This is a genomic window from Microbacterium sp. UMB0228, assembly GCF_002871415.1.
Lineage (GTDB): Bacteria > Actinomycetota > Actinomycetes > Actinomycetales > Microbacteriaceae > Microbacterium.
Genome location: NZ_PNFU01000003.1, coordinates 176,857 through 195,589 on the forward strand (window position 1 = coordinate 176,857; position 18,733 = coordinate 195,589).

Consider the following 18,733-nt stretch of genomic DNA (forward strand, 5'->3'; position numbering starts at 1 on the left):
AGAGGCCGGGAGTAGGCTGATCCGGTGAGCGATGCGACGGTCCTGAAGCGCGGGCCCCGCGCCTACGCCACGTTCATCGGCATCGGCCTCCTCGCCGGCATCCTCTCCGGGCTCTTCGGCGTCGGCGGCGGCACGGTGATCGTCCCGCTGCTGGTGCTCCTGCTCGCGTTCGACCAGCGGCTCGCAGCCGGGACCTCGCTGGCGGCGATCGTCCCGACGGCGGCCGTCGGGGTCATCTCCTACGCGGCGTCGGGCTCCGTCGCCTGGATCCCGGCCCTGATCCTCGCCGCCGGGGCCGTGGTCGGCGCGCAGATCGGCACCCGCCTGCTCCCGCGGATCTCGCAGACCGCCCTCCGCTGGGGCTTCGTCGGCTTCCTCGTCGTCGTGATCGTGAGTCTCTTCCTCGTGATCCCCTCGCGCGACGCCGTCTTCGAGCTCACCTGGCTCACCGGGATCGCCCTGGTGGTCGTGGGAATCGGAACCGGCGTCCTGGCCGGGCTCATCGGCGTGGGAGGCGGCGTCATCGTCGTCCCGGTGCTCATGCTCGCATTCGGAACGAGCGACCTCGTCGCGAAGGGCACCTCGCTGCTCATGATGATCCCGACCGCCCTCTCCGGCACGGTCGGCAACCTCCGCAACCGCAACGTCGATCTCCTCGCGGCGTTGCTCATCGGCGTCTCGGCGTGCACCACGACGGCCCTCGGCGCCTGGCTGGCGACCATCGTCGACCCGACCGTCGGCAACCTCCTCTTCGCCGCGTATCTCGTCGTGATCGCGGTGCAGATGGCCCTCAAGGCCATCCGCGGGCGTCGGCGCGGCTGACCGTCCGTGAGGATGAAGAGATCTTCATCCTCACCTCATCTCCTCCTCATCCGCCCCGGGCACGATGGAGGCATGAGCACCGCACGACGCATCCTGATCCCCGGCGCGCTGATCGCGGTGCCCGTGGCGTTCGCGATCGGGAGCGTCGCTCTCGCCCAGATGCCGGCGTCCCCCCGGCTGCCGGAGACCCCGCTCACCGTCCAGCTCGCGACGCCGACCCCGGCGCCCGTTCCCACGCCCACACCGACCGAGTCGGTCGCCCCCGCCCCCGCCCCTGCTCCGCCGCCCCCGCCCGCTCCCGCGCCGGCACCAGCACCGGCTCCAGCGCCGGCTCCACCGGTGGGCGATGACGACGACGACGACGGCGGCGACGATGACTGAGCCCGTATCCCTCCGGGCCCCCGGCGCCCCGCTGCGCACGTTGCGCCGCCGTACGCTCCCCGCCCGGTGGCGCATCACGCTCTGGATCATCCTCAGCACGATGATCACCGTGCTCGCGATCGGACTCATCGGCCGCAGTCTCTTCCTCGCCGCGGTCGAGCAGACGGCGAATGGCGAGATCGAGCAGGAGGCGGCGGAGTTCGCGCGCTTCGCAGAGGATGCCGCTGCCGGCGGCCTCACGACCGCCGAGGAGTTGCTCCGGGAATACGTCGCCCGCCAGTCCGTGCACGAGGACGAGGTCGTGGTCGCGGCCCTCGACGGCACCCCGATCGCGGTCGCCGAAGACGGCGGCTCGCGCACCCTGGAGACCCACGCGGCGCTGGTGGAGCGGATGCTCACCGACACCGCGGTCTCCGGAGCCTTGGCGACGCCCGAGACCGGCCCGGTCCGCTGGGGACGGATGGACTTCACCGGCGGGGGACAGGACGGCGCGGTGCTCATCGTGCAGTTCACGGCAGAGCCGCGCGCACAGGTCGATCGCAGCTTCGGGGCGATCGCCTGGGTCGCCCTGATCGGGGTGCTCCTCAGCTCGGGTGTCGCGTGGCTGGTCGCCGGTCAGATCCTCGCTCCGGTCCGCGAGGTGTATCGCGTGGCGCGGGACATCGGCGAGCACGACCTCACGGCTCGCGTACCCGTCGAGGGGAGCGACGACATCGCGGCCGTCGCCACGACGTTCAACCAGATGCTCGACCGGCTGGAGGCGGTCCACGCGACGCAGCAGCGCTTCGTCGACGACGCCGGTCATGAACTGCGTACGCCGATCACGATCGTCCGCGGGCACCTGGAGCTCCTCAGCGAAGACCCGGAGGAGCGCGCGGCGACCCTGCGCCTCGTCAGCGAGGAGCTGGACCGCATGAGCCGCATCGTGACGGACCTCCTGGTGCTCGCACGGGCGGAGCAGCCCGACTTCGTGCGCCTGGCCGCGTGCGACATCGCGACCCTCACGCTCGACATCGAGGCGAAGGCGCAGATGCTGGGCGACCGGCGCTGGCAGCTGATGGAGGTCGCGGAGGGCGTGGTCCCCCTCGACCCGCAGCGCGTCACACAGGCCGTGCTCCAGCTCGCGGCCAATGCCGTGCAGGTCACGGAGGATGGCGACACGATCCGGATCGGCTCGCGCTTCGAGGGGCACGGCCCCGAGCGACGGCTGCGGCTCTGGGTGCAGGACACCGGTCCCGGTGTGGCTCCGGCCGACGCCGAGCGCATCTTCGACCGGTTCACCCGCGGGGACAGTGCCGGTGCGCGCCGCGGCTCCGGGCTCGGCCTCGCGATCGTGCGGGCCATCACCGACGGGCACGGCGGCTCAGCGTGGGTAGACAGCGTGCTCGGCGAGGGGGCCACGTTCGGAATCGACGTGCCCGCACCCGTCCTGGACACGGACGCGACTGAAGGGAAGAGCTGACATGCGCCGCATCCTCATCGCGGAGGACGATCCGCACATCACGTCCTTCGTGCGCCGCGGACTCCGTGCCGCGGGCTACGACACCGCCGACGCGACCGACGGGCACACCGCGCTGCTCATGGCCCGCAGCGGCCTGTTCGACCTCGTCGTCCTCGACATCGGCCTCGGCGGCATCGACGGCTTCGACGTCCTCGCCCACCTCCGCGGCGAGGGGGTTTCCACGCCGGTCGTCATCCTCACGGCACGGGACTCCGTGATCGACACCGTCCGGGGGCTCGAAGGGGGTGCGAACGACTACATGACCAAGCCGTTCCAGTTCGCCGAGCTGCTCGCCCGGGTGCGGCTGCGGATCGGCGACGGCGAAGGGCGCAGCGGCGGGGCCGCGCTCACGCACGGCGACGTCAGCGTGGACGTCCGGTCGCGGACGGTGACCGTGGCCGGCGAGGTGCGCGAACTCACGTCACGCGAGTTCGCGCTGCTCGAGGTCTTCCTGCAGAACGCCGGTCAGGTACTCTCCCGCGACCAGCTCATCGGCCACGTCTGGGGCATGGACTTCGATCCCGCGTCGAACGTCGTCGACGTCTATGTGCGTGCGCTGCGCGGCAAGATCGGCACCGACCGCATCGAGACGGTGCGGGGAGCGGGGTACCGGTTCCGATGAACGATCCCGCCGCACTCTCCGTCGCCGCAGCGCGCACTCGGTTCGCGACCGTCCCGCCGCGGCGTACCGACCCCCTCCCGATCATCAGCCGGCCCGATGCGGTGAAGTCGCGGCGCGCGCTGCCCCTCGTCGGCCTCGTGCTCGTCGTGGCGGCAGGTGCGGCGATGGTCATCGGCGCACTGAACCCGGACGCGAGCGGGCGCGGGATCACGGTGCCGATCGCCGTCACCGTGTCGGTATTCCTCCTTGCGGTCTGGGCGTGGAGCGCGACGCGCCTCGACGACACCCTGGTCGCTTTCCTCGCGGCCATCGCGCTCATCGTCGCGGGCGTCCTCCCGGTCGAGCAGTTCTTCGCGTCGCTCGGAGACGAGACGATCTGGCTGCTGATCGGTGCGTTCGTGATGGCGGCGGCGGTGTCGACCTCGGGCCTCCCGCTCCGCGCGGCCGCGCAGCTCGTCCGTCTCGCTCGCGGCCCGAGGAGCCTGTTCCACCTCACGACCGTCGCGCTCACCCTCTCGGCGTTCGCCGTGCCCGCGACCTCCGGAAGGGCGGCGCTCGCGGTCCCGGTCTTCGGAGCCCTGTCGACGGCTCTCGACGGACGAGGGCGCGTCGTCCGGGCCCTCGCACTGCTGATGCCGACGGTCGTGCTCCTCTCCGCCGTCGCCTCGCTGCTCGGCGCCGGAGCGCACATCATCACCGATCAGCTCCTGCGTGCGGCGGGAGAGCCCGGCTTCTCCTTCCTGTCGTGGCTGTGGCTCGGCCTGCCGCTGGCGGTGGTCTCGTCGCATCTCGCCGTGGAGCTCATCCTCTGGCGCTTCGTGGACCGCGCCGACCGCACGGCACGGGTGCGGGTGACCACGGGCGACATCGAGAAGGCCGCCGGTGTCCGCGTGACGGGCCCGCTCTCCGCGGCCGAGTGGCGTGCGGCCCTCCTCATCGGTACGGCGATCGCGCTGTGGAGCAGCGAGCCTCTGCACGGCCTGCCTCCTGCGCTCGTCGCGCTGTGTGGAGCGGTCGCCGCCGTCGCTCCGGGCATCGGCTGCACCACCTTCCCGGCCGCAGTCGCGCGCGTGCCCTGGTCGTTGATGCTGTTCCTGGCCGCCACACTCGCGCTCGCCACGGCGCTCACCGACTCGGGGGCTGCGACCTGGCTCAGCACAGCCGCCCTCGAGCCGCTGCGTGGGCTCGGAGCGGCGGGCGCCATCGGCTTCCTTCTCGCCGTGATCGCCCTGTCCACGCTCGCGCATCTGCTCATCCCCTCCCGATCGGCGCGATCCGCGGCGATCATCCCCGCGGTGATCGCCCTCGCACCGGGACTCGGCGTGGAACCCATGGCCGCCGCGTTCGCATCGACGGCGGCGGCCGGGTTCTGCCACACCCTGCCGAGCTCTGCCAAGCCGGTCGCGATGTTCGCCGATCCCCAGGTCGTCTCCGGCGGCTTCGATCCCTCCGACCTGCGCCGGCTGTCCGTCGTGCTCGCGCCCGCCATGTTCGTCCTCGTGGCCGTCTTCGCCCTCTGGATCTGGCCGCTCCAGGGTCTGCCGCTGCTGCGCTGACCACCGTCACCACTGTTCCGCGTGCGCCGCCGGCGTACCGGTGTCCGTCGTGCCCGCATCCGGGCTGTCGCGCGCCCCCGAGGGCGCAGAAGGAGGTCCTCATGTCCATCCACGCTCCCCAGCGCATCCTCGTCGCTCCGAGCGGCTTCAAGGAGAGCCTCGGCGCCGACGCCGTGGCCCGAGCCATCGCCGCCGGCGTGCGCCGTGTCATCCCCGGCGTGCGCGTCGACGAGTTCCCCGTACCCGACGGGGGCGAGGGGACGGCGGCCGCGCTCGCCGCGAGCACCGGGGGCGCGCTCGTGCCCGCGACCGTGACCGGACCCGTCGGGGAACCGGTGGTGGCGCACTGGGCCCGCCTCGGAGGGGCGGCGCGCGGAACCGCGGTGGTGGAGATGGCGGCCGCGGCCGGGCTCCGACTCGTGCCGCGGGACCGTCGCGATCCGGCGGCCACCACGACCTCCGGGGTCGGACAGCTCATCGCCGCGGCCCTTGATGACGGCGCTGAGCGCATCGTTGTCGGGTGCGGAGACTCCGGCACGAGCGACGGGGGAGCGGGCGCGCTGACGGCTCTGGGCGTGCGCATCCTCGACCGGGCGGGCCGCGTCGTCCCGCCGGGCGGCGGACACCTGGCGGAGGCCGCGTCCCTCGACTTCTCGGGCGTGCACCCGCGTCTCGCCGAGGTCGAGATGGTCCTCGCCTGCAACATCCACAACGTGCTGTGCGGCCCCCGAGGGGTGGCCAGGGTGTTCGGTCCGCAGAAGGGGGCGTCGCCGGCGGAGGTCGAGCGCCTCTCCGACGCGCTCGACGCCTGGGCGACGCTGCTGGAGGAGCAGAGTCCCTTCGGGGGTGGGATGGACGTGCGCACCGGAGGCGGGACCGGGGCCTCGGGCGGGCTCGGAGCCGGGCTCGCCGCCGCGTTCGGCGCCCGTCTCGCCCCGCGCTTCGAGGTGCTCCTCGACGGGAGTCTGATGCCGCACGACCTCGATGCGCTGATGGCGGAGGCCGATCTCGTGATCACGGCCGAGGGGGCGATCGACTTCCAGACGCCGCGCGGCAAGGTGCCCGCTGAGATCGCGATGCGCGCCAGGGTCGCGGGCGTTCCCGTGCTGGGGCTGGCCGGTTCGCTCGGACGGGGAGCGCCGGCGGTGCACGACATCGGGATCGATGCGATCGCCTCCATCCTCACCGTGCCGATGCCGCTGGAGGAGGCGGTGGAGCACGGGGAAGAGCTGCTCCGCGATGCCGCTGAGCGCACCATGCGTCTCGTCCTGCTCGGCTCGGCGATGTCGGCCAGAGCCGCCTGAGGGTTTTCGGACGGCCCGCGCGCGGCGGGCCGTCGGTCGCCCTCGGTAGGATCGACGGGTGGCAGTGAACCAAGAACTCGTCGGCCGGGAGTTCCCGCCGACCGCCCCCTACCTCGTCGGACGGGAGAAGGTGCGCGAGTTCGCGCGCGCCGTCTTCGCCGACGCCCCGCAGCACACCGACCTCGAGGCCGCCCGTGCGGCGGGCTTCGCCGACGTCGTCGCGCCGCCGACCTTCGCGATGGTCCTGCAGGACCTCACGCTGCAGCAGCTGCTGGCCGAACCGGATTCCGGCATCGTCCTGGCGCGGACCATCCACGCCGAGCAGCGGTTCCGCTACACCCGGCCGATCGTCGCGGGAGACGAGCTCACGGCGCAGCTGCGCGTCACCGGCATCCGCATGATGGGCGGCAACGCCATGATCACGAGCGAGGCCGAGATCACCGACGACGGGGGCGCGCATGTCGTCACCGCCACGAGCGTGCTGCTCGTGGGCGCCGAGGAGGAGGAGGCCGCATGAGCGCGTTCACCGTGGGAGACGTGCTGGCCGAGCGCACCGTGCACCTGACGAGGGAGTCGCTTGTCCGCTACGCCGGTGCCTCCGGAGACTTCAACCCGATCCACTACCGCGACGACGTCGCCGCCGCGGTGGGCCTTCCCGGCGTGCTCGCGCACGGCATGCTGACCATGGGCATCGCCTCCTCTGTGGTCGTGGCCGCGCTCGACCCGCAGACCCGGATCCTCGATTACGGCGTCCGCTTCACGAAGCCCGTGGTGGTCGACCCCGAGACCGGCGCCGACGTGCACGTCGTCGCGACGGTCGGCGCGGTGGACGAGGAGTCCGCGCGCATCGACCTCAAGGTCACGACGGGCGACACCACCGTGCTCGTCAAGGCGCAGCTGCGCGTCGCCGTCCGATGAGCGACGTCGAGCCGATCCGGCTGGCCGAGCTCACCACGCTCCGCACCGGCGCCGCCCCCGCGCGGATGCGCGAGGCGACGACGACGGCGGAGCTCGTCGCGGTTCTCCGGGAGACCTGGGCGGAGGGCGACCCCTGGCTGGTGCTCGGCGGGGGCTCGAACCTCTTCGTCGGCGACGAGCCGTTCGAGGGCACCGTCATCCGCATCCGCACGAGCGGCATCGACGAGCTCCCATCGCCGCACGCCGGTCGCGTCCGTCTGCGCGCGCAGGCCGGACACGGGTGGGACGACCTGGTGTCGTACGCGGTCGAGCGGGGCTACGCCGGGCTCGAAGCCATGAGCGGCATCCCCGGCACGGTCGGAGCCGCGCCCGTGCAGAACATCGGCGCCTACGGGCAGGAGATCCAGGAGACCCTGGTCGAGGTCGAGCTGATCGACGAGGACTCCGGCGAGATCTCCACTGTTCCGGCGACCGAGCTCGGGCTCGGATTCCGCACCTCGGTGCTCAAGCACCATCACGGGAGCGAGCCGCAGCGCCGGGCCGTGATCCTGTCCCTCACGGTCGATCTCCTGGTCGCTCGCGAACGCGTGGTCCGTGGGGAGCAGCTGCGCCGCGCTCTCGGTCTGACCGACGACACCCCGGTGCCGCTGACATGGGTCCGAGAGCGCATCCTCGCCACGCGCGCATCGAAGGGCATGCTGCTCGACGCCGACGACCCGGACACGCACGGGGTCGGCTCCTTCTTCCAGAACGCGATCGTCACGGCCGCGCAGGCCCGGTCCCTCCCGCCGGAGTGCCCGCGCTGGCCGGTCGCCCCCGACCTCGACGCCGTGACCGTCATCCCCCTCGCCTCCTACGACGGACACGTGCCGCCGACGAAGACCGAGGCCCCGGACGTGAAGGTGAGCGCCGCCTGGCTGATCGAGCAGGCGGGCATCCGCAAGGGGTTCAAGCTGCCCCGCTCGCGGGCGTCCGTCTCGACCAAGCACGCCCTGGCCCTGACCAACCGGGGCGGCGCCACGGCGGCCGAGGTCGCCGAGCTCGCCCGCTTCATCCAGCACCGCGTGCATGCCGAGTTCGGTCTGGTGCTGCAGCCGGAACCCGTGTTGGTGGGCGTCGACCTGTGACGAAGTTCGAGCGGGTGTCGCGGACGCAGGCCGTCGTGGACGGACTGCTCGACGCCATCATCGCGGGTCGGCTCGAGGCCGGACAGCCGCTGCCGCCCGAGGGGGAGCTGGCGGAGCAGTTCGGGGTCTCCCGCCTCACGATGCGCGAGGGCGTCCGCCTCCTGCAGGCGCAGGGCGTGATCGTCGCGGTGCCCGGCACCCGACACCGCATCGCGCCGACCGACGAGTGGACGGGCCTCGACGCGGTCGTGCGGCACGCCCAGAGCGCGGGTGCGCGAGAGCGCTCCTCGCTGGAGATGCTCGAGATGCGCATGATGTTCGAGACCGGGGCGGCGGAGTTCGCGGCGGGGCGCCGCACCGAGGAGCACCTCGCCGAGATGGCCGCGCTCCTCGAGGAGATGCAGGCGGCGCACGAGCGGGCCGACGTGGACGCCTTCGTGGCCGCCGACCTCGCCTTTCACGATGTGATCATCCGCGCGGCGGAGAACCGCATCCTCGTGGCCTCGATGCGTCCGCTGACGACGATGCTGCAGGCGACCCGCAGCGAGACCAGTGCGATCCCGGACATCCGCGAGCACGCGCTGGCGGAGCATGCGGCGGTGCTGGACGCGATGCGGACCGGGTCCGGTGCGGCTGCCCGCCAGGCCATGCGCAGCCACATGCGCCAGACCCGCGACGACCTGCTGCACTACGTCCACGGGCGCTGAGCAGCACGCTCTCCGTCGGTTTGGAGGGACGGTGATCGTGGGGTACGCTCTTCGTTATCTGATATCGGATAACGAGGCAGATTCCCCTGGACCGTGGCCCCCACCACGGGCCATCTTCCGGAACGAAGGAGTTCGTGTGCACATCGACGACCTGCTGGCCCCCCTGCCTGCACCCGTCGCCGTTACCGCGGCCGACGTCCGCACCGAGGTCGACCCCGCCGACGTGCTCCTCGTCCTCGACGACGACCCGACCGGCACGCAGTCGGTCGCGAACCTCCCGGTCCTCACCCGATGGGAGCGCGCCGACCTGGACGAGGCGCTCGCGACCGGCGCCGCCGCCGTCTATGTGCTCACGAACACCCGGTCCCTCGACGAGGAGGCCGCGGCCGCCCGCAATCGCGAGATCGTCGACGTGGCACTCGCCGCCGCCGAGGCCCAGGGGCGGCGCGTGACGTTCGTCTCCCGGGGCGACTCGACGCTGCGCGGCCACTTCCCGCTCGAGACCGATGTCCTCTCCGCGGAGATCGGATCCCGCACGGGCCACGCCCCCGCGCTGACCCTGCTCGTCCCCGCATTCCCGGACGCCGGGCGCATCACGGTCGACTCCGTGCACTACTGGGTGACCGGCGGCGAGGCCACCCCGGTCGGCGAGACGCCGTTCGCGGCGGACGCGACCTTCGGCTACGCCTCTTCCGACCTGCGCAAGTGGGTCGCCGAGAAGACCGGCGGACGCATCCCGGCGTCTGCGGTCGCGGGTCTCGACATCCGCACCATCCGCGCCGGGGTGGACGCCGTGGCCGGCTTCCTCGAGGCGCTGGCCGACGGCACGGTCGTCGTGGTCGACGTGGTCGAGGAATCGGACATGCGCGTCGTCGCGCTCGCGCTGCACCGCCTGCGGGACCGGGACGTGCTCCTCCGCGTCGGTCCGCCCTACGTGCGCGCGCACATCGGACAGGAGATCGCCGAGCCGGTGCGGGCGGAGGACATCCCCTTCGCGCACGATCGCGGCGGTCTCGTGGTCGTCGGCAGCCACGTGCCGCTCACCACCGCCCAGCTCGAAGCCCTCATGGCGGCGCGGCCCCGCACCCGCACGGTCGAACTCGACGTGCGCGCCCTCGTCGGCCCGGACCGCGAGTCCCATCTCGAGACGCAGGCGCACGCCGTCGCCGAAGCGCTCGCCACGGGGACCGTGATCGTGCACACCACCCGCGAACTCATCACGGGCGCCGACGGCGACGAGAGCCTGGCGATCGCCCGCCGCATCTCCAGCGGTGTGGTCGAACTCGTGCGTCGGGTGCTCGCCATCGCTCCGCCCCGCTTCGTCATCGCGAAGGGCGGAATCACCTCCAGCGACGTCGCGAGCGAGGCCCTCGAGATCCGCCGGGCCACCGTGCTCGGTCCGATGCTGCCCGGCCTCGTCTCGCTGTGGCAGCCGGAGACCGGCCCCGCGGTCGGCATCCCGTACGTCGTGTTCGCCGGCAACGTCGGCGACGCGGACTCCCTCGTCACGGTCGTCGCCACGCTCGCAGGCGACGATGGAAACAACCCGGAAGGACACTCATGACATCCACCGTCGCTGTCATCGGACTCGGCGCCATGGGGCTGCCGATGGCCACCCGCCTCGCCGAGCGCTTCGCGGTGCGCGGCTTCGACATCGCTGCCGAACGCGTCGCCCTCGCCGCAGAGGCGGGTGTCACGCCGGCCTCCTCGGCGGCGGACGCCGTGGATGGTGCCGACGCGGTGCTCGTCGCCGTCCGCACCGGCGCGCAGCTCGAGGCGCTGCTCTTCGGCGAGGACGGGCTCGCCCCGCACCTCGCCGACGGCGCGGTCGTGATCCTCACCAGCACGGTGGGCACGGACGGCATCGATGCGATCGCCGCCCAGCTCGCCACGCACGGTGCGCAGCTCGTGGACGCTCCGCTGTCCGGAGGGCCGGTCCGTGCCGGGGAGGGCGACCTCCTCATCGTCGTCGGCGCCACCCCGACCGCTCTGGAGATCGCGCGGCCCGTGCTCGACCAGCTCGCCTCGACGCTGTCCATCGTCGGCGACAAGCCCGGGGACGGCCAGGCGCTGAAGACCGTCAACCAGCTCCTCTGCGGCGTGCACATCGCGGCGGCCGCGGAGGCGCTCGCGCTCGCCGACGCCCTCGGACTGGACCGCGCCCGCACGCTGGACGCGCTGACGGCCGGTGCTGCGAACTCCTTCATGCTCGGCAACCGCGGTCCGCGCGCCCTGCAGGCCTACGACGAGGACGGCGCCGAGGTGCTCAGCCGCCTCGACATCTTCGTCAAGGACCTCGGCATCGTCGGCGACGCCGCCCGCCGGGCGCACCTGTCCACGCCGGTCGCCGCCGCGGCCGAGCAGCTGTTCCTCCTCGGCGAAGCGCAGGGCCTCGGCGCTCTGGACGACTCCGCCGTCATCCGCGTCGTCGCACCCGAACGACTGTCCTGAGCGCGACGTCGCGCCCCCACTGAAAGAAGAGATCCAGAGATGCTTCCTCTTCCGATCCTCATCCTGATCGGCCTGGCAGGCCTCGGCCTGCTGCTCCTGCTCATCATCCGGTTCAAGATGCAGGCGTTCTACGCCCTCATCCTCGTGTCGATCATCGTCGGCATCGCGGCAGGTCTGCCGCTGACCACGATCCCCGCCGACGGTGACACCCCCGAGCAGCTCGGCGTCATCCAGGCGATCATCGCTGGTGTCGGCGGCACCCTCGGCTCGGTGGCCGTGCTCGTCGCCCTCGGCTCGATGCTCGGCAAGATCATCGAGCTGTCCGGCGGCGCCGAGTCGCTCGCCGGACGCTTCACCAGCTGGCTGGGCCCGAAGCGCGTCGGCATCGCGCTCGTCATCGCCGCCGGCATCCTGGCGATCCCGGTGTTCTTCGACGCCGGCTTCATCATCCTCATCCCCATCGTGTTCGCCTTCTCGAAGGTGGCCGGTCTCAACCCGATCAAGTTCGGCCTGCCGGTCGCGGGCATCATGCTCGCCGTGCACGTCGCGGTGCCCCCGCACCCGGGCATCGTCGGCGGTTCCGCGATCCTCGGTGCCGACATCGGCTGGGTCACGATCTTCGCCCTCGCGATCTCCGTGCCGCTCGCGGTCCTGTCCTACCTCGTGGCGAAGTGGATCAACACCCGCGAGTTCGCGATGCTCGCGGCCACGAAGGAGATGTACGACAACTTCGGCACGGAGAAGTCGACGCTCACCGGCGGACTCGGCGAGGGCGAGAAGGCGCCGGGCGCCGGTACCGTCCTCGGCCTCATCCTCCTGCCGCTCGTGCTCATCATGCTCGGCACGGCTGTCGCGCCGCTGTTCGAGGCAGGCACGTTCTGGAACGGATTCCTCAGCATGGTCGGTCAGCCGATCTTCGCCCTCATGGTCGCGATCGCCGCCGCGATGTACCTGCTCGGCGTGCGCCGCGGCTGGTCGGCCTCCCACCTCGGCGAGGTCATGGAGTCGGCGCTGCCGGCCGCGGCCGTCATCATCCTCGTCACGGGTGCCGGTGGTGCCTTCGGCCGCGTCCTGACCGAGACCGGGATCGGTGGAGCGGTCGCCGAGGTGCTCGCGTCCAGCGGCATGCCCCTGCTGCTCGCGGCCTTCCTCATCTCCCTCATCATGCGTGCCGCCCAGGGGTCCGCGACCGTCGCGATCGCCACCACCGCGGGGCTCCTGCTGCCGTCGGTCTCCGCGATGGGGCTCGACACCGTGCACACCGCGCTGCTCGCGGTCGCCATCGGCTACGGCGGCCTCGGTCTCAGCCACGTGAACGACTCCGGATTCTGGGTGGTCACGCGGTACCTGGGCCTCTCGGTCAAGGACGGTCTGCGCACGTGGACGCCGCTCACGACGGTGCTCGGCGTGGCCGGCTTCGCGCTGACCTGGATCCTGTACGCGGTGATCCCGGTCTCCTGACCCGTCCGCATGAACGGCCGTCGCCTCCGGGTGGCGGCCGTTCGTCGTCCCCGGCGGGTGGCCGCGGGGGCTGCCGCGGACTACGCTCGCGGGATGAGCGGACTGATCCCGTACCTGCTGTTCCCCGGCAACGCCGCCGAAGCGCTCGGCCACTACCGCGACGTCTTCGGCGGCGAGCTCCAGCTGATGGACTACGCGAGCGCCGGTCGCCACGACGGTCCGGGCGACGCGGTCGCGCACGGCCAGCTCAGCGGGCCGGTCGAACTCGCCGGGGCCGACGCGGGAGCCGATGACGACGCGGTCCAGATGAGCGGGATGTTCCTCTCGCTCCTCGGCACCGCCGCCCCCGGAACGCTGACCCGCTGGTACGACGAGCTTTCCGCCGGCGGCCGCGTGATCGATCCGCTGCAACAGCGCCCGTGGGGAGATGTCGACGGCACGCTCGTCGATCGCTACGGCATCCGCTGGCTGATCGGCTTCCACCCCGACGACTGACTCCGCCTCCCATGCCGAGACCCCGCGTTCACGCCGAGACCCCCTCGTACCTGCGCAGGTACGAGGGGGTCTCGGCGGTAAAACGGGGTCTCGGCGTCAGGAGGATGAGGAGAACAGGCGCTGGAGGCGCTGCACGCCCTCGAGGAGCTGGTCGTCGCCGAGCGCGTACGACATGCGGATGTAGCCCGACGGACCGAACGCCTCGCCGGGGACGACCGCGACCTCGGCCTGGTCGAGGATGAGGTCGGCGAGCTCCAGCGAGGTGGTCGGAGTCACGCCGCCCCACGTGCGACCGAGCAGGCCCTGCACGTCGGGGTAGACGTAGAACGCGCCGAGCGGGTTCGGGACCACGAGCCCGTCGATCTTCGACAGCTCCGACACGATGAGCTGGCGGCGGCGGTCGAAGGCCTCGCGCATCTTCTCGGCCTCGTCCTGCGGGCCGTTGAGCGCCGCGATCGCCGCCTTCTGCGCGACGTTGTTCACGTTGCTGGTGAGGTGCGACTGCAGGTTGCCGGCGATCTTGATGGCGTCGGCCGGACCCACCATCCAGCCCACGCGCCAGCCGGTCATCGCGTAGGTCTTGGCGACCCCGTTGACGAGGATCGTCTGGTTCGCGGCCTCCGGCACGGCCTCCACGATCGAGGTCGCCGTCACCGCGGTCCCTGAGTCCGTCGAAGGGTAGGTGAGGTTCTGGTAGATCTCGTCGCTGATGATCCAGATGCCGTGCTCCACCGCCCACTCGCCGATGGCCTTCGTCTCCTCGGCGGTGTACACCGAGCCGGTGGGGTTCGACGGCGACACGAACACGAGGACCGTCGTGCGGTCGGTCCGGGCGGCCTCGAGCTGCTCGACGGTCACCTTGTACTCCTGGTCGGCGCCGGCGAAGACCTCGACGGGCGTGCCGTCCGCGAGACGGATCGCCTCCGGGTAGGTCGTCCAGTACGGGGCCGGCAGCAGCACCTCGTCGCCGGGGTTCACGACGGCCTGGAACGCCTGGTACACCGACTGCTTGCCGCCGTTGGTGACGATGATCTGGCCGGGGGAGACCTCGAGACCGGAGTCGCGGAGCGTCTTGGCGGCGATCGCCTCGCGCAGCGCCGGCAGCCCGGGGGCGGGGGTGTACCGGTAGCTCGCCGGGTCGGCCAGTGCCTCGGCCGCCGCATCCACGATGAACTGCGGCGTGGCGAAGTCGGGCTCGCCCGCGGCATACGAGATGACGGGCTTGCCCTCGGCCTTGAGGGCCTTGGCCTTGGCGTCGACCTTGAGGGTCGCGGACTCGGCGATGGCGGACAGCTTGCGGGAGAGAGGAGCGCGTTCGGTCACGGTTACGAGCGTACTCGGGTCGATACGGCGGGGGAGGTGTGGGATGACGCCAAGATCCGAGGTTCTTTCGGGTTCGGCAGGTCAGTCGGTCGTGAGGCCGTGCGCCTGGGCGACGGCGTCCAGGGTGATGCGTCCCCCCTGCACGTTGAGCCCCTTCGCGAGGGCAGCGTCGTCGGAGGCCGCCCGCTCCCAGCCCTTGGCCGCGATCGCCGAGACGTAGGGGAGGGTGGCGTTCGTCAGCGCCCGGGTCGCGGTCGTCGGCACGGCTCCCGGCATGTTCGCGACGCAGTAGTAGATCGAATCGTGCACGGCGAAGGTCGGGTCGTCGTGGGTCGTCGGACGGGAGCCCTCGAAGCAACCGCCCTGATCGATCGCTATGTCGACGAGCACGGACCCCGGCTTCATGGCCGCGACCATGTCGTCGGTCACGAGCTTGGGGGCCGCGGCGCCGGGGATCAGGACGGATCCGATGACGAGATCCGCCGTCGTCAGCTCCTCGGCGATGTCGTACCGGCTCGACGCGCGCGTCTCCAGGGCGCCGCCGTAGCGGTGCTCGAGCTCGCGCAGGCGGGGGAGCGCCACGTCGACGACGGTGACCTTGGACCCGAGCCCGAGCGCGTTCGCGGCGGCGTGCTCGCCCGCGACGCCGCCGCCGATCACCACGGTCTTGGCCCGCGGGGTGCCGGCGATGCCGCCCAGCAGCATGCCGCGGCCGCCCTGCGAACGCAGCAGGGAGTGGGACCCCATGATGACGGAGAGGCGGCCGGCGATCTCGCTCATCGGCACGAGCAGGGGCAGTGTGCGATCCGGCAGCTGCACGGTCTCGTAGGCGACGGCGGTCGTGCCGGCCGCGACGAGCGCCTCGGTCAGCGGGCGATCGGCCGCGAGGTGGAGGTAGGTGAAGAGCGTGAGGTCGGGACGGAGGAAGCCGTACTCCTCGGCGACGGGCTCCTTGACCTTGATGAGCAGGTCGGCCTCGCCCCACGCGTCGGCGGCGGTCGCGACGATCTCGGCACCGGCCGCGCGGTACGCGTCGTCGTCGATGCTCGACCCGACGCCGGCTCCCGACTGCACGAGCACGCGGTGCCCTTCCCGCACGAGCCGATCGGCGCCGGCCGGGGTGAGGGCGACGCGGTTCTCGTTGTTCTTGACTTCGGTCGGGACGCCGATCTTCATCGATCCTCCAGGTCTCAGGGCGCAGGGTGCAGACAAGGATCGCAGAAACGTCGAGACATCGACAGATTCGATGAAGACTCTTCGGTGAACGCTCGAATCCTGAATAATGCTTCGTATGACCACTGCCGCCGCGTCATCCGAGCCGAACAGCGTTCGGGCCCCCGCGCTCGACCCCACCGACGCGCGGATCGTACAGCTCCTCACCGCCGACGGGAGGATGACGAACGCCGAGCTGGCCGGACGACTGGGAGTCGCCCCGTCGACGGCACACGCACGCCTGCGCGGGCTGATTGAGCGCGGGGTCATCACGGGGTTCCACGCGAGCGTCGACGAACGCGAGCTCGGCGCCGGACTCCAGGCGATCATCGGCGTGAGTCTGCGCCCGGCCGCTCGGCGGGAGAGCATCGTGGAGTTCGCGGATCGCGTGCGCGCGCTGCCGCAGGTGATCCAGGTGTTCTTCCTCGGCGGAGACGACGACTTCCTCCTGCACATCGCGGTCGCCGACTCGTCGGAGATGCGCGAGTTCGTGCTCGAGCACCTGTCCGCGCAGAGCAGCGTGGCATCGACCCGCACGAGCATCGTGTTCGACTACCACCGCAACTCGGTCGCCGCGTCGTTCCACTGAGTCGGCGCGCGGCGACTCAGGTCTCGAACGAGGAGGGGACGGCGCAGTAGTCGGCGAAACGCCGGGTGGGATGGGCCGGATCGGTCACGTCGACGAGGGCGTTCGCCGCGGTGTGCGGGGGCTCGTCTCCCGCGAGCTGCCAGAGGACGTAGTTCCACATCCCGCGTACGCTCGGCGACACGATCGCGCCCGGTCCGGACACGAGGAGCACGGCGTCGCTGTCGGTGGCGCGGAACGGCCCCACGACGTCGGCGCGGAGGGCGGCTTCCTCCCCGTCGGCGGTGTGTGCGCGCTCGACGGTCTGGCCGGCGGCGGTGAGAGCGGCGGCCAGGCCGTCCGCGGCCGCGCGCGAACGCTCGGCGTCGGCCCCGGCGACCGCGACCAGCCGTCGCCCCCGCGGATAGAGGTGCAGGAACTCCTCGGCGATGCTGCTCCATACGGCGCTCATGGCTCCAGGCTACGCCCGGCAGGGAGCGTGCGGGCCGGGTGCGACGTGAGGATGCCGCGGACCTCGCGGCCCGCGGCATCCCGGCATCGTCAGTCCTCGTCGACCAGGAACCGGCTGTAGGCGCCCAGGGTGAGGAACGTCGGGAACTCCTCGCGGAGGGCGACCTCGCGGAAGATCTCGGCGGCGTCGTCGAAGCGGTCGCCTTCGCGTCGCTCGACCTCGTCCAGCACCTCGCCGATCAGCCCCTCGACGTACTCGACCGTGATGGGCGTGCCGTCCTGCGTGGTGCGGTCCTGGTGGATCCACTGCCACACCTGCGAGCGGCTGATCTCCGCGGTCGCGGCATCCTCCATGAGGTTGTCGATCGCCACGGCGCCGAGCCCGCGCAGCCAGGCCTCCAGGTAGCGGATGGCGACCGAGACGTTGTCCCGCACGCCCTGAGCCGTGATCGGCCGACCGATGTGCAGGTCGAGCAGGTCGCGTGCCTCCACGTGCACGTCGTCGCGCTGGCGGTCGATCTGGTTCGGGCGGTCTCCGAGCACGGCGTCGAACTCGGCCTGCGCCGTCGGGATGAGATCCGGATGGGCGACCCAGGTGCCGTCGAAGCCGTCGCCGGCCTCGCGCTTCTTGTCGGCCGACACCTTCTCGACCGCGCGTGCCGTCACCTCGGGGTCGCGACGGTTGGGGATGAACGCGCTCATGCCGCCGATCGCGAAGGCGCCGCGCTTGTGGCACGTCTGCACGAGCAGCTCGGTGTAGGCCCGCATGAACGGCACCGTCATCGTGACCTCGCTGCGGTCGGGGAGCACGAAGCGGGCGCCGCGGCCGCGGTAGTTCTTGATGATGGAGAAGATGTAGTCCCAGCGCCCGGCGTTGAGGCCCGCGCAGTGGTCGCGCAGCTCGTACAGAATCTCGTCCATCTCGAACGCGGCGGGCAGGGTCTCGATCAGCACGGTCGCGCGGATGGTGCCGTGCGGGATTCCGATGTACTCCTCGCTGAAGGAGAACACGTCGTCCCACAGCTTCGCCTCTTCGCTGGACTCGAGCTTCGCGATGTAGAAGTACGGTCCGCGTCCGCCCTCGATCAGCGCCTGCGCGTTGTGCAGGAAGTAGAGGCCGAAGTCGACCAGCGATCCGGACGCCGAGGTGCGGCGGCCGGCGCGGTCGATGAAGGCGAGGTGCTTCTCCGGCAGATGCCACCCGCGCGGGCGCATCACGATCGTGGGGGTGCGCTCGGCGGTGACGCGGTACTCCCTGCCCTCGGGGGAGGTGAAGGAGAGCTCGCCGCGGATCGCGTCGCGGAGGGACAGCTGCCCCTCGATGACGTTCCTCCAGGTGGGGCTCGTGGCGTCCTCCTGGTCGGCGAGCCAGACGCGAGCCCCGGAGTTGAGGGCGTTGATCGTCATCTTCGGGTCGGTGGGGCCGGTGATCTCGACGCGGCGGTCTTCGAGCCCGGGGCCGGCGCCCGCGACCCGCCACGTGGAGTCCTGACGGATGTGCGCGGTGTCCTCGCGGAACTGGGGGTCGTGCCCGTTGCCGATCTCGAAGCGACGGCGCATCCGGTCGGCCAGCCGGTCATGACGGCGGGAGGCGAATCGGTGGTGGAGCTCGGTGAGGAAGGCGAGCGCCTCCGGGGTGAGGATCTCGTCGTAGCGGTCGCGCATCGGCCCGGCGATCTCGATCGCGGGTCCCTGTCGGGTCGTCTGCATCGGTGCGGTGGTCATGATCGTGTCCTTTGCCTTATGCCGAGCCCCCGGGTTGTCGTCGAGACCCCCGGCTCCCGGCGTGTGCGGGGCGGGGTCTCGACGAGAACCGG

The 18,733-nt window shown here is 71.7% G+C and carries 19 protein-coding genes; 15 read left to right on the forward strand and 4 right to left on the reverse strand.

All coding sequences use genetic code 11. From position 1 onward, the window contains the following. Nucleotides 1-24: 24 nt before the first annotated feature. The 14 genes from CJ226_RS08190 to CJ226_RS08255 all read left to right on the forward strand — a co-directional run bounded on the left by CJ226_RS08190 (nucleotide 25) and on the right by CJ226_RS08255 (nucleotide 13,345). A complete protein-coding gene (locus tag CJ226_RS08190) occupies nucleotides 25-822 on the forward strand; it encodes a sulfite exporter TauE/SafE family protein (RefSeq protein WP_102208865.1) in 798 nt (265 codons plus the stop codon). Nucleotides 823-894: 72 nt separating this feature from the next. Continuing rightward, the gene (locus CJ226_RS08195; RefSeq protein WP_102208866.1) at nucleotides 895-1,203 is read left to right on the forward strand and encodes a hypothetical protein; all 309 of its coding nucleotides are present in this window, start codon (nucleotides 895-897) and stop codon (nucleotides 1,201-1,203) included. Beyond that, nucleotides 1,196-2,665 (forward strand): cell wall metabolism sensor histidine kinase WalK, encoded by a 1,470-nt coding sequence (locus CJ226_RS08200; RefSeq protein WP_102209126.1) that lies wholly within the window; start codon nucleotides 1,196-1,198, stop codon nucleotides 2,663-2,665. The genes CJ226_RS08195 and CJ226_RS08200 overlap by 8 nt, the downstream gene beginning before the upstream one ends. A 1-nt stretch (nucleotide 2,666) precedes the next feature. Beyond that, complete coding sequence (locus CJ226_RS08205) at nucleotides 2,667-3,326, forward strand: response regulator transcription factor (protein ID WP_062632846.1); 660 nt, start codon at nucleotides 2,667-2,669, stop codon at nucleotides 3,324-3,326. Continuing rightward, a complete protein-coding gene (locus CJ226_RS08210) occupies nucleotides 3,323-4,882 on the forward strand; it encodes an SLC13 family permease (RefSeq protein WP_102208867.1) in 1,560 nt (519 codons plus the stop codon). Before CJ226_RS08205 ends, CJ226_RS08210 begins: the two co-directional genes overlap by 4 nt. A gap of 101 nt (nucleotides 4,883-4,983) precedes the next feature. Continuing rightward, nucleotides 4,984-6,186, forward strand: coding sequence for a glycerate kinase (locus CJ226_RS08215; RefSeq protein ID WP_102208868.1), 1,203 nt, complete (start codon nucleotides 4,984-4,986; stop codon nucleotides 6,184-6,186). A 58-nt stretch (nucleotides 6,187-6,244) separates the two neighbouring features. Beyond that, nucleotides 6,245-6,703, forward strand: a complete 459-nt coding sequence (locus CJ226_RS08220) for a MaoC family dehydratase N-terminal domain-containing protein (RefSeq protein ID WP_102208869.1) — start codon at nucleotides 6,245-6,247, stop codon at nucleotides 6,701-6,703. Next, nucleotides 6,700-7,104, forward strand: a complete 405-nt coding sequence (locus tag CJ226_RS08225) for a MaoC/PaaZ C-terminal domain-containing protein (RefSeq protein WP_062632840.1) — start codon at nucleotides 6,700-6,702, stop codon at nucleotides 7,102-7,104. Before CJ226_RS08220 ends, CJ226_RS08225 begins: the two co-directional genes overlap by 4 nt. Beyond that, the gene (locus CJ226_RS08230) at nucleotides 7,101-8,231 is read left to right on the forward strand and encodes a UDP-N-acetylmuramate dehydrogenase (RefSeq protein ID WP_102208870.1); all 1,131 of its coding nucleotides are present in this window, start codon (nucleotides 7,101-7,103) and stop codon (nucleotides 8,229-8,231) included. Before CJ226_RS08225 ends, CJ226_RS08230 begins: the two co-directional genes overlap by 4 nt. Beyond that, nucleotides 8,228-8,938 (forward strand): FadR/GntR family transcriptional regulator, encoded by a 711-nt coding sequence (locus CJ226_RS08235; RefSeq protein WP_102208871.1) that lies wholly within the window; start codon nucleotides 8,228-8,230, stop codon nucleotides 8,936-8,938. The genes CJ226_RS08230 and CJ226_RS08235 overlap by 4 nt, the downstream gene beginning before the upstream one ends. Nucleotides 8,939-9,074: 136 nt before the next feature. Beyond that, nucleotides 9,075-10,502 (forward strand): four-carbon acid sugar kinase family protein, encoded by a 1,428-nt coding sequence (locus CJ226_RS08240; RefSeq protein ID WP_102208872.1) that lies wholly within the window; start codon nucleotides 9,075-9,077, stop codon nucleotides 10,500-10,502. Continuing rightward, complete coding sequence (locus CJ226_RS08245; protein WP_062632832.1) at nucleotides 10,499-11,389, forward strand: NAD(P)-dependent oxidoreductase; 891 nt, start codon at nucleotides 10,499-10,501, stop codon at nucleotides 11,387-11,389. The genes CJ226_RS08240 and CJ226_RS08245 overlap by 4 nt, the downstream gene beginning before the upstream one ends. 39 nt (nucleotides 11,390-11,428) lie before the next feature. Then, entirely contained in the window at nucleotides 11,429-12,850 is a 1,422-nt protein-coding gene (locus CJ226_RS08250; RefSeq protein ID WP_102208873.1) for a GntP family transporter, read from the forward strand. 93 nt (nucleotides 12,851-12,943) lie between these two features. Further along, nucleotides 12,944-13,345, forward strand: a complete 402-nt coding sequence (locus CJ226_RS08255) for a VOC family protein (protein ID WP_102208874.1) — start codon at nucleotides 12,944-12,946, stop codon at nucleotides 13,343-13,345. Between the two features lie 96 nt (nucleotides 13,346-13,441). Here the strand turns inward: CJ226_RS08255 and CJ226_RS08260 are convergent, their stop codons facing one another. Both CJ226_RS08260 and ald read right to left on the reverse strand, forming a co-directional pair. Continuing rightward, nucleotides 13,442-14,668 (reverse strand): pyridoxal phosphate-dependent aminotransferase, encoded by a 1,227-nt coding sequence (locus CJ226_RS08260; protein WP_102208875.1) that lies wholly within the window; start codon nucleotides 14,666-14,668, stop codon nucleotides 13,442-13,444. An 81-nt stretch (nucleotides 14,669-14,749) separates the two neighbouring features. After that, on the reverse strand, nucleotides 14,750-15,844 hold the full coding sequence (gene ald, locus CJ226_RS08265) for an alanine dehydrogenase (RefSeq protein WP_102208876.1): 1,095 nt from the start codon (nucleotides 15,842-15,844) through the stop codon (nucleotides 14,750-14,752). Between the two features lie 106 nt (nucleotides 15,845-15,950). Between ald and CJ226_RS08270 the strand changes: the two genes are divergently transcribed. Next, nucleotides 15,951-16,469 carry an Lrp/AsnC family transcriptional regulator gene (locus CJ226_RS08270; protein WP_029989076.1) on the forward strand — a complete coding sequence of 173 codons (519 nt, stop codon included), beginning with the start codon at nucleotides 15,951-15,953 and terminating at the stop codon, nucleotides 16,467-16,469. A 16-nt stretch (nucleotides 16,470-16,485) separates the two neighbouring features. On the opposite strand, the gene CJ226_RS08275 is transcribed toward CJ226_RS08270, so the two are convergent. Further along, nucleotides 16,486-16,917 carry a hypothetical protein gene (locus tag CJ226_RS08275; protein ID WP_102208877.1) on the reverse strand — a complete coding sequence of 144 codons (432 nt, stop codon included), beginning with the start codon at nucleotides 16,915-16,917 and terminating at the stop codon, nucleotides 16,486-16,488. 89 nt (nucleotides 16,918-17,006) lie between these two features. Continuing rightward, nucleotides 17,007-18,641 carry a malate synthase A gene (gene aceB, locus CJ226_RS08280; RefSeq protein WP_180964572.1) on the reverse strand — a complete coding sequence of 545 codons (1,635 nt, stop codon included), beginning with the start codon at nucleotides 18,639-18,641 and terminating at the stop codon, nucleotides 17,007-17,009. Nucleotides 18,642-18,733 lie beyond the last annotated feature (92 nt).